At 69.9% G+C, this 16,738-nt stretch carries 13 protein-coding genes, 1 tRNA gene and 1 pseudogene; 6 read left to right on the top strand and 9 right to left on the bottom strand.

The genetic code is table 11. The features are described 5' to 3' along the window. Positions 1-336: 336 nt before the first annotated feature. Positions 337-522: pseudogene (locus FVA80_RS31500) on the top strand (SOS response-associated peptidase); the annotation flags it as partial. A gap of 119 nt (positions 523-641) precedes the next feature. Here FVA80_RS31500 and FVA80_RS21710 read toward each other — a convergent pair. From FVA80_RS21710 to tsaE, 3 genes are all read right to left on the bottom strand, one after another. Next, positions 642-718 (bottom strand) — tRNA-Arg (locus FVA80_RS21710). A 140-nt stretch (positions 719-858) separates the two neighbouring features. Further along, entirely contained in the window at positions 859-1,599 is a 741-nt protein-coding gene (locus FVA80_RS21715) for a nucleotidyltransferase family protein (RefSeq protein ID WP_147910165.1), read from the bottom strand. Positions 1,600-1,697: 98 nt separating this feature from the next. Next, positions 1,698-3,275 carry a tRNA (adenosine(37)-N6)-threonylcarbamoyltransferase complex ATPase subunit type 1 TsaE gene (gene tsaE, locus FVA80_RS21720; RefSeq protein WP_147910166.1) on the bottom strand — a complete coding sequence of 526 codons (1,578 nt, stop codon included), beginning with the start codon at positions 3,273-3,275 and terminating at the stop codon, positions 1,698-1,700. Between the two features lie 374 nt (positions 3,276-3,649). Between tsaE and cynS the strand changes: the two genes are divergently transcribed. Next, entirely contained in the window at positions 3,650-4,138 is a 489-nt protein-coding gene (gene cynS, locus FVA80_RS21725) for a cyanase (RefSeq protein ID WP_147856983.1), read from the top strand. A gap of 181 nt (positions 4,139-4,319) precedes the next feature. Here cynS and FVA80_RS21730 read toward each other — a convergent pair whose 3' ends face one another. Then, entirely contained in the window at positions 4,320-5,093 is a 774-nt protein-coding gene (locus tag FVA80_RS21730) for a Crp/Fnr family transcriptional regulator (RefSeq protein ID WP_147910167.1), read from the bottom strand. Between the two features lie 260 nt (positions 5,094-5,353). Here FVA80_RS21730 and FVA80_RS21735 point away from each other — a divergent pair, with 260 nt between their 5' ends. The 3 genes from FVA80_RS21735 to FVA80_RS30680 all read left to right on the top strand — a co-directional run bounded on the left by FVA80_RS21735 (position 5,354) and on the right by FVA80_RS30680 (position 8,577). Next, on the top strand, positions 5,354-5,605 hold the full coding sequence (locus tag FVA80_RS21735) for a hypothetical protein (RefSeq protein WP_210249465.1): 252 nt from the start codon (positions 5,354-5,356) through the stop codon (positions 5,603-5,605). Between the two features lie 147 nt (positions 5,606-5,752). Further along, on the top strand, positions 5,753-8,290 hold the full coding sequence (locus tag FVA80_RS21740; protein WP_147910169.1) for a CheR family methyltransferase: 2,538 nt from the start codon (positions 5,753-5,755) through the stop codon (positions 8,288-8,290). Positions 8,291-8,430: 140 nt separating this feature from the next. Continuing rightward, a complete protein-coding gene (locus tag FVA80_RS30680) occupies positions 8,431-8,577 on the top strand; it encodes a hypothetical protein (RefSeq protein WP_187193463.1) in 147 nt (48 codons plus the stop codon). 109 nt (positions 8,578-8,686) lie between these two features. Here the strand turns inward: FVA80_RS30680 and FVA80_RS21745 are convergent, their stop codons facing one another. The 4 genes from FVA80_RS21745 to FVA80_RS21760 form a co-directional block, all read right to left on the bottom strand. Beyond that, a complete protein-coding gene (locus FVA80_RS21745) occupies positions 8,687-11,956 on the bottom strand; it encodes an efflux RND transporter permease subunit (protein ID WP_147910170.1) in 3,270 nt (1,089 codons plus the stop codon). A 221-nt stretch (positions 11,957-12,177) separates the two neighbouring features. Beyond that, positions 12,178-12,612, bottom strand: coding sequence for a tellurite resistance TerB family protein (locus tag FVA80_RS21750; protein ID WP_147910171.1), 435 nt, complete (start codon positions 12,610-12,612; stop codon positions 12,178-12,180). A 216-nt stretch (positions 12,613-12,828) separates the two neighbouring features. Continuing rightward, positions 12,829-13,050 (bottom strand): YbdD/YjiX family protein, encoded by a 222-nt coding sequence (locus tag FVA80_RS21755; protein WP_147910172.1) that lies wholly within the window; start codon positions 13,048-13,050, stop codon positions 12,829-12,831. Between the two features lie 8 nt (positions 13,051-13,058). Beyond that, on the bottom strand, positions 13,059-15,131 hold the full coding sequence (locus FVA80_RS21760) for a carbon starvation CstA family protein (RefSeq protein ID WP_147910173.1): 2,073 nt from the start codon (positions 15,129-15,131) through the stop codon (positions 13,059-13,061). Between the two features lie 286 nt (positions 15,132-15,417). On the opposite strand from FVA80_RS21760, the gene FVA80_RS21765 reads away from it, so the two are divergent. Next, positions 15,418-16,284: an NAD(P)-dependent oxidoreductase gene (locus FVA80_RS21765; protein ID WP_147910174.1), complete on the top strand. Its 867-nt coding sequence runs from the start codon at positions 15,418-15,420 to the stop codon at positions 16,282-16,284. Positions 16,285-16,378: 94 nt separating this feature from the next. On the opposite strand, the gene FVA80_RS21770 is transcribed toward FVA80_RS21765, so the two are convergent. Continuing rightward, entirely contained in the window at positions 16,379-16,720 is a 342-nt protein-coding gene (locus FVA80_RS21770; RefSeq protein WP_147957926.1) for a PRC-barrel domain-containing protein, read from the bottom strand. Positions 16,721-16,738: the final 18 nt, after the last annotated feature.

Below are 16,738 nucleotides of genomic sequence, written 5' to 3' on the forward strand. Positions count from 1 at the left end.
TCAGTCCCACTCGGCCAAGTTATTCGTGCGACCCGCGGCGACCGGCTGCTCGCCTACGCTATCGACATAAGGCCGAGCGGCCCTCGGTCGCAATGGAAGCTCTTCGAGGCCGACAAGACCCCGGCGTTTGCATCGACGAAGTTCGACACGACCTCGCACCTAAACGCCTTACGGATGATCGTGAGCGTCGCCGACAAGTATGAGGCCCGCACGGCCGCCGAGCCTGCTCAGGACGGGCGCGAGACTTCCGCCGCTCCCCTCGCCGCCTCCAAGGCTTGACCACCGTCCTGGCGGTCCTGCTCGGCCCCCAAGAACTTTAGTATCTTTTGTACCGACCTGACGACCGAGGCGAACGCCGAGGTCGGCACGGTTCACCCGAAGGCGATGCCGGTGATCCTCACGAATCCGAAGGAATGGGCGACGTGGCTTTCGGCGCCGTAGCCCAAGGCGAAGGAGCTTCAGCGACCGCTTGCCGATGGGGCGCTGATCGTGGTCGCACGGGGCGAACGGCGGGACGGTTGAGAAGACTTAGCAACGTCGCGAATGCCGTACCCGAAGCCGTACCCCGAGACGATATCGAGCCGCGGTACTAGAATACCGCGTCGCCTCCCGGCGCTAACTCATTGCGATTGCTGATGGAATGGCGCGCCCGAAAGGATTCGAACCTCTGACCCCCAGATTCGTAGTCTGGTGCTCTATCCAGCTGAGCTACGGGCGCCTGTCACGGCGGCGGGGGCTTGGCCCGCCGGCGTGAAGGGGCTTCTAGAGGCTCGGATCGGGCTTGGCAAGACCGTTTGGCAAGACCGTTTGGCGACACCGTTCAACGCGACCGATCTGCCGAATGCGGAACGGCCGGCGCTACGGGGTGCCGGCGCTCGCCCGGACGCGCTCCTCGGCGGCGCGGATCGCATCCGGGGTGCCGACATGGAGCCACTGGCCGTCGAGGCGCATGCCGGACAGGCGTCCGGCCGCGATCGCGCGGTCGAACAGCAGGTTGAGCGAGAAGGCGCCCTCGGGGGTGTCGGCGAAGAGACCGGGCTGCAGGATCGCCACGCCCGCGTAGATGAACGGGGCGACCGCGCGCGCGCCGCGGCGCTCCAGGCGGTCGTCCGCGTCCATGACGAAATCCCCGGCGCCGTCGTAGCCCAGGCTGGTGGCGGTGGGGGCGACCAGCAGCAGGGCATCCATGCGCTGCGGGTCCCAGGCGTCGATCAGGCGGCGGAGGTTGGGCGCCGGACCCTCGAGCCAGAACGAATCCGAGTTCAGCACCACGAACGGCGCGGCGCCCAGCAGCGGCAGCGCCTTGCGGATGCCGCCGCCGGTCTCCAGCAGCGCGGCGCGCTCGTCCGAGACCTGGATGGCGGGCCCTTGGGTGCGCCGGGCGAGGTGCCCCTCGATCAGGTCGGGCAGGTAGTGGACGTTGACGATCGCGGTCTCGATCCCGGCCTCGGCGGCGCGGTCGAGGGCGTGGTCGAGGAGCGCCTTGCCGGCCACCGCCACCAGGGGTTTCGGGACCGTGGCGGTGACCGGCCGCATGCGCTTGCCCAGGCCCGCGGCCAGCACGAACGCACGGGTGACGGCGGGGGCGGGCTCGCTCATGCGGGGATCCGGATCAGGCGTTGCAAGTCATGGTTTCAAAAGGCATGGCTTCAAAAGGTCTTGGACCTTTTGCGGGTGCGGGGCGGAGCCCTGCGGGCTCAGGCCTCCTCCTCGGATGGGACCAGGCCTGGCAGGTGCGCCGCGTGCCAGGCCCGCAACTCGGCGAGCGCCGGGTGGGCGAGGTTGCGGGTGAGATAGCCCTCGATCCGCGGCAGGTGGGCGAGGTAGCCGGGCTTGCCGTCGCGCCGGTCGAGCCGGGCGAAGATCCCGAGGATCTTGGTGGCGCGCTGGGCGGCCAGCAGCGCGTACGCCGTGGCGAAGGCCCCGACATCGAAGGCCGGGTCGCGGCCCCGGCGCTCGCGGGCGTAGAGGCCCAGAAGCCGCAGCTCGAACTCGGCGCTGGTGTCGACCCGGGCATCCTGCAGCAACGAGGCGACGTCGTAGGCCGGATGGCCCATCACGGCGTCCTGGAAGTCGATCAGCCCGACCCGCTCCAGCCCATCGCGCTCGGGCAGCCAGATCAGGTTCGGCGAGTGGTAGTCGCGCAGGGTCCAGGTGGCGCGGTCGGGTCGCGCGTTCTGCAGGGCCGCGCGCCACAGGGCCACGAACTCGGCCCGGGCGTCCTCCGAGAGCGCGGCGTTCCGGATCGCCGGGACGTACCATTCGGGCATCAGCTCCGCCTCGAACAGCAGGGCCGCCTCGTCGTAGGACGGCAGGACGTGCTCGATGCCGTCCGCCACCGGCAGCACCGCCGGCAGCGGCGTGGCGTGGAGCTTGGCGAGCAGGCGCACCGCCTCGGCGTAGCGCTCGGGCCGCGGCGCCCCGGCCTCGACCACCGGCTCGCTGCCGAGATCCTCGAGGATCAGCAGGCCCTCGGCCAGGTCCTCGCCGTAGATCTTGGGCGCCGAGAAGCCCAGGGCCCGCAGGCCGCGGTCGAGGGCCACGAAGGCGTGGACGCTCTCGGCCAGGTGCACGATCGCGCTGTAGGGTTTTCCGTCGCGCACCGCGGGGCCGTCGGGACGGGGCGGGGCGATCATCAGCACGGCGCTGGTGCCGTCGGGCTTGGTCAGGCGCTCGTAGGCGCGGGACGAGGCGTCGCCCTGCATCAGGGTGCGCTCGGCCAGGTCCCAGCCGCTGCGGTCGAGGAGCCGGCGCACCGCCCGGGCCCGGTCGAGCCGGGCGCGCATGCCGCCGCTGCCGTCGATCCGGGCCAGGCGGGCCTCGGGCCCGAACTCGGCCCGGAGCGACAGGTCGACGGTGAGCACCGGCCCGTCGCGGGGGGGCATCCGGTCGGGCCACTCGACCAGCGTGATGGCGTCCTCGGCCATCTCGTCGAAGCCGAGCTCCACCAGCTCGTCGGGGTCACGCAGGCGGTAGAGGTCGGCGTGGACGATCGCCCGGCCGTCGCGGGCGGCGTAGGGCTGGATCAGCGTGAAGGTCGGGCTCGGCACCTCCAGGCGCGGGTCGCCGGCGAGCTCGCGGATCACCGCCCGGGCCAGGGTGGTCTTGCCGCCGCCCAGGCCGCCCGAGAGCGCCACGACGTCGCCGGGGCACAACAGCTCGGACAGGAACAGGCCGAGATCCTCCGTGGCCGTCTCCTCCGGCAGCACGAATTCCCAGGGGGCCGGCGGCGCCGATGCGCCCGCCGTCTGTCCGTCCCGATCGTCCCCGTCCAAAGCCCGCCTCCGAGACCCAAGGGCGCATGGTCCGAAAACAGGCCGCGGATGCAAGCGTTTCCGGCTCCCGTGGCGCGCTTCCGGCCTGGCCGGTGCATCGAAACCACGCTTGCCCGACGCGTCGCGTCCCGGCGATCCGGCGCGCCGCGCTGTGCGGTATCCGCGAAGAATTGGCTGGCGCATGTCTTGCTATTGCGCGGGTTCCGCAGCGTTCAGGCCCAGCCGAAGCCGCGGACCGCGTCCCGCGTCCGACCCCGACCGAATCCCCCCTCATCGGTTCCGGGTTGGGTACGCACCCCGCTTGGGGTGGGGTGAGGCCGCACTTCACCGGCGGCCTCACCCGGACCAGCCAAACGCATGAACACGGAGCCGACATGAAGCGCGCCGACCTGACCGAGAAGCTCCTCGACATCAAACGCGAGAAGGGCTGGAGCTGGGCCCATATCCACGAGGCGATCGGCGGCCTCTCGCCGTTCCTGATCACGGCGGCCTGCATGGGCCAGATGAAGCTGCCCAAGGCCCAGGCCAAGCGGGCGGCCGAGCTGTTCGGCCTGACGGTCGCCGAGGAGCGGATGCTCAACGAAGCGCCCTACCGGGGCTCGATCCCGGCGATGCCGCCCACCGACCCGCTGATCTACCGCTTCTACGAGCTGGTGATGGTCTACGGCACGACCTTCAAGGAGCTGATCCAGGAGGAGTTCGGCGACGGCATCATGTCGGCGATCGACTTCAACATGGAGATGGCCCGGGAGGCCAACAACAAAGGCGACCGGGTGAAGCTGACGATGTCGGGCAAGTTCCTGCCGTACAAGTATTACGGCAACGACGACGACACGCCGGAATACGGGTTCAAGGAGGGCTGAGCGGCGCCCCTCCCGAAGATCGCCACATCCCGGAGCCGCTCCCGATCACAGTGCGATCGGGAGCGGCTCCCGGTCCGTGATCCAGCGCGCTCGCCGCCGAACCGGTCTCCACGTCGGCGGCGAGCGCTCTCAGGCAACGGAGCGCGCGCACCGGCCGCCAAGCACGGAGACCGCCCGCCGGTCAGGCCCCGTACCGTGCGACGGCGGCCGGGTGCTCTCCCACGGCGTCGAAGCGGGCGCCGACATGGTCGAGGTGCAGGTAGTTCGGGTTGAACAGCGCGGCCTTCTCCAGGGTCGGCAGGTCCGGGATGGTCAGGCGACGGCTCTTCAGCTCGACCAGCCTCTGCCGGCGCAGCATCTGCAACACGCGGTTGACGTGCACCGGCGTCATGCCGATCAGGTCGGCGAGGTCGGTCTGCGTCAGGGGCATGTCGCAGGTGGTGCCCTGGGTCAGCCCGATGCCGCGCAGGCGGTAGAACACCTCGCAGAACACGTGGGCCAGCCGCTCGCCGGCGCTGCGGCGGCCGAGGTTCAGCATCCACTCGCGCTGTACCGCGGCGCTCACCAGCCCTTCCCACCACAGCGCCCGCGTCACGCGCGGATGCTCGGCCATCAACGTCTCGAAGGTCGCGGGCTGGATCTCGACCAGGGTCACGGCACTGAGCGCGCCGATGGAATGATCCATCTCGGACAGCACGAAGACGGTGTGGTCGCACAGGTCGCCGGGCAGGAACAGCGCCACCACCTGGCGGCGCCCGTCCGGCAACTGCTTGTAGCGGTAGGCCCAGCCGGCCAGGACGAGGCGCACGACCTTCGGGTCGTCACCCTCGGACACGATGTCGGTGCCCGGCCGGTAGCAGCGTAACGGTTCGGCGACCAGGTTCTGCAGCCCCGCCCGGTCGATGTCCGACAGGTGGGTGAACTGCTCGAGCTTTGCGATGAGAGGGTTGAGCATCGGCAGCCTCCGCATCACAGGTCAACCCGCGCCAATGGACGCAGTTCAAATCGCTCTTAACGCATGTGAGACCGGATTGTATCGTCCGGCGTTATGAACGCGATGGTCCACCCGAACGGCGCGGCCGCATTCGTGAGGCGCCCGTGCCCCTGTTCTACTTTCATTTGCGTACGCCCACCGGCCTCGACCCGGACGAAGACGGGCTGACGATGCCGAATATCGAGACCGCCTATCTCGAAGCCTGCGCGTCGATTCCCGACATGGCGATCGACCTCATCCGCGAGGGCTTGAGCCCGATGCCGTATGCGTTCGTGATCACGAACGAGGCCGGCGAGATCCTGATGGAGATCCCCTTCGCCGAGCGGCTGCGCGACCCGCAGCGGCAGATCAGGCCGAAGCAGACCACCCGGGCGCGCCGGCTGTCGCAGGAAATCGCGGACGCGATCGGCGCGGCGCGGGCGACCACGCAGCGGTCCCGCGAGATTCTGGCCCGCGCGCGCGGGACATCGTGAGGTGGGACATCACGGGCGCGGCTTGACCCGGTGACGGACGCGGGCCACGACATCTCTCCGTGAGACCCCGTTCCCGCCGCCCCGGACCATGCCGACGCCGTCCGCAGCGCCGACGGGCTCCACTCCCCGGTCCCGTGGATCCTGCCGATGGCTGACGACGCAGCGCCCTTCCCCATCGTCGGCATCGGCGCCTCCGCGGGGGGCATCGAGGCCCTCGACACGCTGTTCGCCGGCCTCGGTCTCGACGGCGGCCTCGCCTACGTCGTCGTCACCCATATCAGTGCGGACCGCGAGAGCCTGCTGCACGAGGTGCTGGCCCGCCTGACGCCGATGCCGGTGATGGTGGCGGCACATGGGATGCGGGTCGAGCCCGGGCATATCTACGTGCTGCCCGCCCGCGCCATCCTCGGGCTCCAGGATGGATGCCTGACGATCCGCGAGCAGGATCCGGTCCGGCGCGAGCGCAACCCGATCGACCTGTTCTTCAGCGACCTCGCCAAGGCGTGCGGCGAGTACGCGATCGGCATCATCCTGTCGGGCGGGGGCACCGACGGCACGCTCGGTATCAAGGCGATCAAGGAGCGTGGCGGCCTGACCTTCGCCCAGGTCGCCGACGGCACCGCCCCGCGCCACCCCGACATGCCGGCCAGCGCCATCGCCACCGGCCTGATCGACTTCGCGCTCCCGGCCGACGAGATCGCGGCCAAGCTCCTCGAGTATGCCCGCAGCTTCGGCGTGATCGAGGATCTGCAGGGGGCGGCCGCCAAGGCGGCGACCGCGGAGATCTACGGGCTGCTGCGCGAGCAGATCGGCCACGACTTCTCCGGCTACAAGCCCCGGACCTTCATCCGGAGGGTGCAGCGGCGCATGCAGATCGCCCGCCTCGCGCGGGTCGAGGACTATGTCGAGCGCCTGCGCCAGGACGGCGACGAGGTCACGGCCCTGTTCCGCGACCTGCTGATCAACGTCACCAACTTCTTCCGCGATTCCAGCGCGTTCGAGGTGCTCAAGGCCCAGGTGCTGCCGCGCCTGTTCGAGGGCCGCGGAGCTGGCGACACCATCCGGGCCTGGGTGCCCGGCTGCGCCACCGGCGAGGAGGTCTATTCCCTCGCCATGCTGATGCGCGAGCTCATGGATGGGATGCGCTCCGTGCCCCGGGTGCAGATCTTCGCCACCGACATCGACGACCTGGCCCTGGGCGTGGCCCGAGCCGGCCGCTACCCGGAGGCGCTGCTCGACACCGTCTCCCCCGAGCGTCGCAAGCGCTTCTTCACGAGCGACGGCGGCTCCTACGTGATCACCAAGGAGGTGCGCGAACTGTGCGTGTTCTCGCCCCACAGCGTGATCCGCGACCCGCCATTCTCCCGGATCGACCTCGTCTCGTGCCGCAACCTGCTGATCTATTTCGGCCAGGCCGTGCAGGCGCAGGTCATCCCGATCTTCCACTACGCCCTGCGCCCGCGCGGCTACCTGTTCCTGGGCACGGCGGAGAACATCAGCCAGTTCACCGACCTGTTCACGACGGTCGAACGGAAGCACCGCATCTTCCAGGCCCGGGAGACCGACGGGTACGCCGCGCGGCTGCCGCTGACCGTCACCGGCACGCAGCCGGCCCCGTTCGGCCGCACCGCCGCGTTCAACCGCGGCCTCCGGTCGGCCTCGCCGATGCACCAGGCCGGGCCGCCCCTGCGCCAGCTGGTCGAGAGCCACGTCATCGAGCGCTTCGCGTCGCCGCACGTGGTGGTCGACCGGGATGGCGACATCGTCCACTACTCGCCGCGGACCGGCAAGTACCTGGAGGCCCCGGTCGGGCTGCCGAGCTGTCAGCTTCTGACGCTGGCGCGGCGGGGGCTGCGCCTGGATCTGCGCTCGGCCCTGCGCGAGGCGATCGAGACGCGCCGGCCGGCCCGGCGCGACAACCTCGCGATCGAGGGCGAGGAGGGGCGCGTGCAGCTGGCCTCCGTCACGGTGGAGCCGCTGATGCAGGGCGACGGCGCCGAGCCGCTGCTGCTCGTGCTGTTCCACGACCAGGGCCCATCCCTCAGCCGGGCGGCGGACGAGGCGCGCGACACGCAGCTGCGACCGGATACGGATGTGCTGCAACTGGAGCGCGAGCTGCGCGACACCCGCGAGCGGCTGCAGACCATGATCGAGGAATACGAGACCGCGCTGGAGGAGCTGAAATCGTCCAACGAGGAGCTGATCTCGGTGAACGAGGAGCTGCAATCGACCAACGAGGAGCTCGAAGCGTCCAAGGAGGAGCTGCAGTCGCTCAACGAGGAGCTGCAGACGGTCAACAGCGAGCTGAGCGGCAAGATCGACGACCTCGACCGGGCGAACGGCGACCTGCGCAACCTGTTCAACGCCAGCGGCCTGGCCACCGTGTTCCTCGACCGCAACCTCGTCATCCGGACGTTCACGCCGGCGGTGGCGCAGTTCGTCCCGATCCAGGAGGGCGACCGCGGCCGGCCGCTCACCGACTTCGCCCTGCGACCGGCCTATCCGGACCTCGCCGAGGACCTGCGGAGCGTGCTGTCCGCCGGGCAGGACATCGAGCGCCGGATCGAGCCCTCCGGCGAGACGCCGAGCCAGCACCACCTCGTGCGGATCGTGCCCTACCGGGTCCAGACGGGCGCGATCGCGGGCGTGGTGGTCACCTTCGTGGCCGTCCCGCCGGCCGGGTGAGGGGCGGCGCCCGGAGATCCGGTGCGCGCCGGACCGGGTGACCCGGGACGAAAGTCGCATGCGTCCGTCCCCCATTCGGGGGAAACGGAACGGGCCGTTCTTACGTAGGTGTTCGGGCGCGATTCCTCCCGAGCCCGGACATGGCCGACGAAAACCTCAAGAAGCTCGACGAGACGATCGCCGCGCTGAACGCCCTCATCGCAAGGACCGGTTCGCCACAGCTGCGCGCCCTCATGGAGCAGCTGCGGCGCAGGCTCGCCAAGGAGTTTCCCGGCCGACGCGGGTGAGACACGCTGCGGGAAGGCCTGGAATCGCGGGCATAAATCGCGGGCTCGGGATCGCAGGGCCGAGACGCACCTGAGACGCGCCCGAGGCGGCGGCGGATAACAAGATCCCTCAGGCCGCCTGCGCGCCCTCCGCCCCCAGATAATCCTGAACCGGCTGCGCGGGCCCGCTGCGCAGCAGCACGTAGAGGAACGGCACCAGCAGCAGGGTCGCCGGGGTGGCGAAGGCGATGCCGCCCATCACGGCGCGGGCGAGCGCGGCGTTCTGCTCGCCGCCCTCGCCGGTGCCAAGCGCCATCGGGATGAGGCCGAAGAACATCGCCGAGGCGGTCATCAGCACGGGCCTGAGCCGGGTCTCGCCGGCCGTGATCGCCGCCTCGAGGGCGCTGCAGCCGGTGGCTTCCCGGTGCTCCTTGGCGAAGGTGACGAGCAGGATCGAGTTCGCCGAGGCGATGCCCACCGACATGATCGCCCCGAAGATCGACGGGATCGAGAAGGTCGTGCCGGTGATGAACAGCGCGAAGGTGATGCCGCAGAACGCCATCGGCAGGGCTGCGATCACCACGAACGGGTCGCCCCAGCTCTGGTAGTTCACCGCCATCAGCAGGTAGACGGCGATCAGCGCGATCCCGAGCCCGATCTCCAGGCGGAAGAACGCGCTGCGCATGTTCTCGATCTGGCCGCGCACCGCGATCTTGTCGGGCGCCTGAAGGTTCTTCTGCTCGTCCTGGACGATCGCGTCGATCTCGCGGGCGACGGAGCCGAGGTCGCGGTCCTGGACCGAGGCGAAGACGTCGAAGGTCGGCTGGATGTTGACGTGGTTGATCACCGTCTGGGTCGGCACCCGGCGCAGCTCGGCGAGGCTCGACAGCAGGGTCAGCACGCCGGGGCCGGTGCCCGCGGTCGCGGCCGCGCGCACGAACATCGGCGTGTTGCGCAGGTCGGCCAGCGACGCGTTGCGGTATTCCGGCGTCTGCACCCAGAGCTGGTAGGGGATGCCGGTCTTGGGATCGGGCCAGAAGTTCGGCGTCACCTGGTAGCTGCCCGACAGCGAGATGTTCATGTTCTGCGCCACCTGCTGCTCGGTGAGCCCGAGTTCGGAGGCGAGGCGCCGGTCGACGTCCACGTAGAATTGCGGCTCGTTGACGATCTGCTGCAGGTGGACGTCGACCAGGCCCTTGGTGTGCTTGAGCCGCTGGACGATGCGCTGGGCGACCTCCAGGTCCTTCTCCTTGTTCCGGCCGGAGACCTGCACGTCGATCGGCGTGATGACGCCGAAGTTCAGGATCTGGGTGATCATGTCGGCGGGCTGGAAATAGGCGATCAGGTCGGGGAAACGCTGCATCAGCACCGCGCGCAGGCGCTTCATGTAGCCGGCGACCGAGCCGTGGCCCTCCTTCAGGCTGATCAGCATCTGGCCGTCGTTGTAGGAGACGAACGAGCCGTCCGAGAAGGCGAAGTTGTAGTTGGTCGAGGGCAGGCCGATGTTGTCGAGGATCTGCTCGATCTCGCCCGGCGGGATCACCTCCCGGACCGTGTCCTCGACCTCCGCGAAGACCTGCTGGGTGGTCTCGATGCGCATACCCGTGCGGGTGCGCAGGTGCAGGGTCATCTGGCTCGCCTCGATCTGCGGGAAGTAATCCTGCCCGACGAAGACGAACAGCACGCCGGTCGTCCCGAACACGAGCCCAACCACGGCCAACGTGGCGATCCGGCGGGCCAGCACCGCGTGCAGCAGCCCGATATAGCCCCGGTGGAACCGGCTGAAGCCGCGCTCGAACGCCCCGTGGGCGCGCCCGGCGAGGCGGAACACGGGTCCCGAGACGAGGCCGAACGCCCGGGCAATCCGGCCCCGGCGGGGCGGATCGGCCGCATTCCGGTGTTTGGCGTGCTTCTGGGCGTATTCCGGCGCCACGATCACGTCGATCAGCAGCGGCACCAGGGTGCGCGACAGCAGGTAGGAGGTCAGCATCGCGAACACGACCGCGAGCGCCTGCGGGGTGAACAGGTATTTCGGCGTGTCGGCAAGCGCGAACACCGCCGTGAACGCTGCGCAGATCGACAGCGTCGAGATCAGCGCCGGCTTGGCGATGCCGGCGGCGCCGTGGACCACGCTCTCGCGGAACTCCTCGCCCTCCTCGAACAGCCGGTAGGTGTTCTCGATCGCCACCGTGGCGTCGTCCACCAGGATGCCGACCGCGAGCGCGAGGCCGCCCAGGGTCATCACATTGATGGTCTCGCCGAGTGCGGCCAGCACGGCCAGCGAGGTCATCACGCAGAGCGGGATCGAGATCAGCACGATCAGGGTCGAGCGCCACGAGCCCAGGAACAGCAGGATCGCCAGTCCCGTGAGCGCCGCCGCGATGGCGGCCTCGTGCAGCACGCCCTCGATGGCGTTCGAGACGAACACCGACTGGTCGAACAGCGGCTTGATCGTCAGCCCCTCGGGGGCGGCGGCCCGGATCGTCGGCATCGCCGCCTTGACGTTGTTGACGACGTTCAGCGTCGAGGCGGTGCCGTTCTTGATCACCTGCATCAGCACGGCCTGGCCGCCATCGGCCCGGACCACGTTGATCTGCGGCGGCCCGCCGTCGCGGACATAGGCGACGTCGCGCATCAGCACCGGCTGGCCGGCCACCACCTTGATCGGCGCGAGGTTGAGGGTCTCGATCGAGGGCGGCGTGGCGTTGAGCTGGATCGGGTATTGCTGCTCGCCGATCTTGGCGAGGCCGGACGGCACCGTCAGGTTCTGGGCCGTCATGGCGTTGGTGACGTCGAGCGGCGTCAGGCCGAGCGCCTGGAGGGCGTTGAGGTCGAGATCGACCATGATCTGCCGGGGCGCCCCGCCGAACGGCGCCGGCAGGGTCGAGCCCGGCACCTGCGCCAGGGTCTGCCGGATCCGGTACTGGGCGTAGTCGTAGACCTGGTTGAGGCTGTCCTTGGCGGAGGTCAGCGCCAGCTGGATCACCGGCACCGAGGAGGCCGAGTAGCGCACGATGATCGGCGGCTGGGTGCCGGCCGGCATCGCGGCCCGGATCGAGTTGGTGGAGGACACGACCTGGGCGATGGCCAGGTCGATGCTGACCGCGGGATCGAAGTAGATCCGCTGCACCGCCGTGCCCTGCAGCGTGGTCGACTCCATCCGGCGGATGTTGTTGACGTTGTTGGAGATGCCGTACTCGGCATAGGTCGTGATGCGCTGTTCCATCTCCGGCGTGGACAGGCCGGTATAGGTCCAGACCACGACGACGACCGGGATGTCGACGACCGGCAGCACGTCCTTGGGCGTGACGATCAGCGCGCCGACGCCGCCGAGCATCATCAGCACGGCGAGCACGTAGGTCGTGATCCGGAACTTGAGCGCGTAGAGGACGAGTCCCATGCGGTCTCCGCCGGCCGGCGCAGGGCCGGCCTGTTCACGTCGCGTGTTGGCGTACCAAATACCCGTTCGGTTTCGCTAACATGTCCGGGCAGGCAAGAGGCAGGCCGCGACGCCGCAGGGCGGGTCGCTCCGGACGGCGATGACTCTTCGGCATCGACGGATGGGCGGCCGAACCGGCACGGCCTTCCCCCCTTCGCGGGAGGGAAGGTTTGGCGTCCGCCTCAGCGCAGCAGCGCCGACTTGTCCACGTGGAGCGCCGCGCCGATCTCGTCGAGCGCCTTGTGCTCGACTTCGCTGATGCCGCCGAAATCGGCCACGTCGGCGCCGATCAGGAAGACGTCCTGGCGCTGGTCGATCGGCCGTTCCGCAATGGCGCCCATCAGGCGCAGGTTCTCCTGGCGGCCGGCCCGGGTCTTGGCTCGGGCGATGGCCTCGTAGAGCTCCTGCTCGACCCGCAGCGTGTCGTAGGACTTCTCGAGGATCGGGTTGGCGCGGATGCCGGCGATCGCCGACTCGATCTCCTCCTCGGCGACGTCGCCGTCGGCCACGATGACGTTGGCCGCGGCCGACACCGCCGCCTGGAGGAAGACGGCATCGCCCGCATACGACATGATCGTGCGGCCGAACCGAAGGATGGCGTCCTGGAAAATGCTCATGCCGAGCTCCCGTGCGGTCGGAGATGGCGGATATTGTGGCGGCCGAGTCAAGATCCGGCCGCGCTTGCACCGGGGACCGATCTCGCGCGCACGGATTATGGTTTCACGGGCGGGCGCGGCGCAGGCGCCGAATCCGGTCTCCGAGGGCAGGCGCGCACCCGCCGTCGTACGGTGCGGGACGACGAGCCCCGCACCGTACGACGGCATCGCCCCCGCTCAGCAGCAGCGGAACCCCGAGATGTTGCCCACGCCGAACCGGGCGTTCTCGCGGTTGCGGAAGAACTCCAGCTCGGTCATCGGGGTCTGGTCGGGATGGGTGCGGCGGATATGCGCGGCGTAGGCCGTGTAATCCCCCTGCCCCACCATCAGCCGGGCGCCGTCGCAGACGCATTTGGACAGCACCTGGAGGCGGCGGCGCAGGCTCTGCTGTGGTTCCATGACGGTCCCTACTCCGCCGGCGCCAGGTGCGGCTCGGTCTCGAGGGCGGTCCAGCGGTCGGCCCGCCAGGCCTTCAGGCAGGCGGCGATGCCGAAGCCCGCGATGGCGACCACGAGGCCGATGAACAGGGCCGCCAGCACGGCGTCGATCCGGTCGTTGAGGATGATCTGCGCCATCTGGTCGGCGTTCTTGGCCGGCGCCAGGAGCTTGCCCTCGGCGGCCGCCGTCGCGTAGCGCTCGGCATGGGCCAGGAACCCGATCTTCGGGTCGGCGGAGAACAGCTTCTGCCAGCCGGCCGTGAGGGTGCACAGGCACAGCCACGCGGTCGGGATGATGGTCACGAACGCGTAGCGCTCGCGCTTCATCTTGAAGATCACCACCGTGCAGAGCGTCAGCGCCACCGCGGCCAGCATCTGGTTGGAGATGCCGAACAGCGGCCACAGGGTGTTGATGCCGCCGAGCGGGTCGGTCACGCCCTGGTACAGGAAGTAGCCCCAGGCGCCGACCGCGATGGCGGTGGCCGCGATGCTCGGCCCCCAGGACGTGGTGTTCCGGAACGACGGCACCGCCAGCCCGACGAGGTCCTGCACCATGAACCGGCAGGCCCGGGTGCCCGCGTCCACGGCCGTGAGGATGAACAGGGCCTCGAACAGGATCGCGAAATGGTACCAGAAGGCCATCATCGCCTTGCCGCCGATGGCCGAGGAGATGATGTGGGCCATGCCGACCGCGAGCGTCGGGGCGCCGCCGGCGCGCGAGATGATCGTGTGCTCGCCGACATCCGCGGCAGTCTGGGTGATCACCTCGGGGGTGGTCGCGAAGCCGAGCTTGGTCACGGCCGCGGCGGCGGTCTCGGGCGTGGTGCCGACGAGCGCCGCGGGCGAGTTCATGGTGAAGTAGACGCCCGGGTCGATCACGCAGGCCGAGACCAGCGCCATGATCGCCACGAACGATTCCATGAGCATGCCGCCGTAGCCGATGAAGCGGGCATCCGCCTCGCTGGCGATGAGCTTGGGCGTGGTGCCCGACGAGATCAGGGCGTGGAAGCCGGAGACCGCGCCGCACGCGATGGTGATGAACAGGAACGGGAACAGGCTGCCCGCCCAGACCGGGCCGGTCCCGTCCACGAACTTCGTCACCGCCGGCATCTGGACGTGCGGGGCGACGACCGCGATGCCGAGCGCCAGCCCGACGATGGTGCCGATCTTGAGGAAGGTCGAGAGGTAGTCCCGCGGCGCTAGCAGCAGCCAGACCGGCAGGATCGAGGCCACGAAGCCGTAGCCGATCAGCATCCAGCACAGTTGCGGGCCCGTGAAGGTGAAGGCCGGGCCCCAGACCGGGCTGGCGGCCACCGAGCCGCCGCCCAGGATCGCCAGCATCAGCAGGACGAAGCCGAGGATCGAGACCTCGCCGATCCGGCCCGGGCGGATGTAGCGCGCGTAGACGCCCATCAGCATGGCGATCGGGATCGTCGACATCACCGTGAAGGTGCCCCACGGGCTCTCGGCCAGGGCCTTGACCACGATCAGCGCCAGCACGGCCAGCAGGATCACCATGATCAGGAAGGTGCCGAACAGCGCGATGATGCCCGGCACGGTGCCGAGCTCGGCCCGGATCAGCTCGCCGAGCGACCGGCCGTCCCGGCGCATCGACACGAACAGGACCATGAAGTCCTGCACCGCGCCCGCCAGCACCACGCCGGCCAGGATCCACAGCATGCCGGGCAGGTAGCCCATCTGGGCGGCGAGCACCGGGCCGACCAGCGGGCCCGCCCCCGCGATCGCCGCGAAATGGTGGCCGAACAGGACGCTGCGGTTGGTGGGGACGTAGTCGAGCCCGTCATTGTGCCGGACCGCGGGCGTGAGGCGCTTCGGATCGAGGCGCATCACCTTCTCGGAGATGAATTTCGAGTAGTAGCGGTAGGCGATCAGGTAGACGCAGACCGCCGCGACCACGATCCAGAGGGCGTTGATCGTCTCGCCGCGCTGGGTGGCCACGATCGCCAGCGCCGCGGCGCCGAGCGCTCCCACGAGGGCCCAGGGCCCGTGGTCGCGAACCTGCCTGCCGATCGCCGTACCCATCCGTCCCGCTCCCTGACCGACCGCCTCGCGCTCGGGGCCGCGGGGGCCGCCGGCTGGGACTCGCGGGTCCCGGGCTACAGGGGCGGTTTATCCTATTCGTCCGCCGTTGACGCAAGCGATCCGAGCTGTGATGCAGCTTTGGCGGCGGCACGACGCCCAATCTGTCACATCGGGACTTCGGCACGGCGACAGCGCCTTCACGGGCCGGCTGCCGAACCCCGTCCCCGCCTGCCGTGAGCGAAGGAAGGGCGCCGGCGCGATCCGGCCCCGCGAGGAGCGGACAACAATGGCGAAGGTCGCATTCCTGGGTCTCGGCGTGATGGGCGGCCCGATGGCCGGACACCTCGCCAAGAAGGGCCACGACGTCACCGTCTACAACCGGACCACCCCCAAGGCCGAGGCCTGGGTGAAGGCCCATGGCGGCGCCTTCGCGGCGACGCCCCGGGAGGCCGTCGCGGGCGCCGAGATCGTGTTCGCCTGCGTGGGCAACGACGACGACCTGCGCAGCGTCGTGCTGGGCGACGACGGCGCGCTCGCCGGCATGGCGTCCGGTGCGGTGTTCGTCGACCACACCACCGCGTCGGCCGAGGTCGCCCGGGAACTCGCCGAGGTCGCCCAGGCCAAGGGGCTTGGCTTCATCGACGCGCCGGTCTCCGGCGGCCAGGCCGGCGCCGAGAACGGCGTGCTCACCGTGATGTGCGGCGGCGAGCCGGCGACCTACGCCAAGGTCGAGGCGGCGATCGGGTCCTTCGCCCGCGCCTGCCGGCTGATGGGCCCGGTGGGTTCCGGCCAGCTCACCAAGATGGTCAACCAGATCTGCATCGCCGGCCTGGTCCAGGGGCTGTCCGAGGGCGTCCACTTCGCCAAGCGCGCCGGCCTCGACGTGGAGGCCGTGCTCGACGTGATCTCCAAGGGCGCCGCCGGCTCCTGGCAGATGGAGAACCGCGGCAAGACCATGAACCAGGGCCAGTTCGAGTTCGGCTTCGCGGTCGACTGGATGCGCAAGGACCTGGGCATCCTGCTGGACGAGGCCCGCCGCAACGGCGCCAAGCTCCCGGTCTCGGCCCTGGTCGACCAGTTCTACGCCGAGGTGCAGTCCATGGGCGGCAACCGCTGGGACACGTCGAGCCTGGTGGCGCGCCTGGAGCGCTGAGGCTCGGCCCGCCGCGACACGATCCGGCGGCCCCGCACGGCGCTGGATCGTGTCGCGGATCCCGCCTGGGCGGGGGGCCCGGGGTCGGCGCGCGTCAGATCCCCCAGTAGGGCGCGGCGTCGTAATACCGGTGGATCTGCTCCTCCCAGGCGCCGTCCTCGGCCGGGTCGGTGCCCTCCGGGGTACGGGCGGGGGCGGCGCGCAGCTGCTGCTCGGTGATGTCGAGCATGTAGGCGTCCTGCTCGGGCGCGAAGCGCAGCACCGTCCAGGGCAGCGTGTAGAAATCCTCGCCGAGGCCCAGGAAGCCGCCGAAGCTCATCACCGCGTAGGCGACCCGGCCGGAGACCTTGTCGAGCATCAGCCGCTCGATCCGGCCGACCTTGCTGCCGTCCGGCCGGCGCACGTCGGTGCCGATGACCCGATCGCTGGCGATCAGGCTGCGGGGATGCCGCCG

This window comes from Methylobacterium sp. WL1, from assembly GCF_008000895.1.
Taxonomy (GTDB): domain Bacteria; phylum Pseudomonadota; class Alphaproteobacteria; order Rhizobiales; family Beijerinckiaceae; genus Methylobacterium.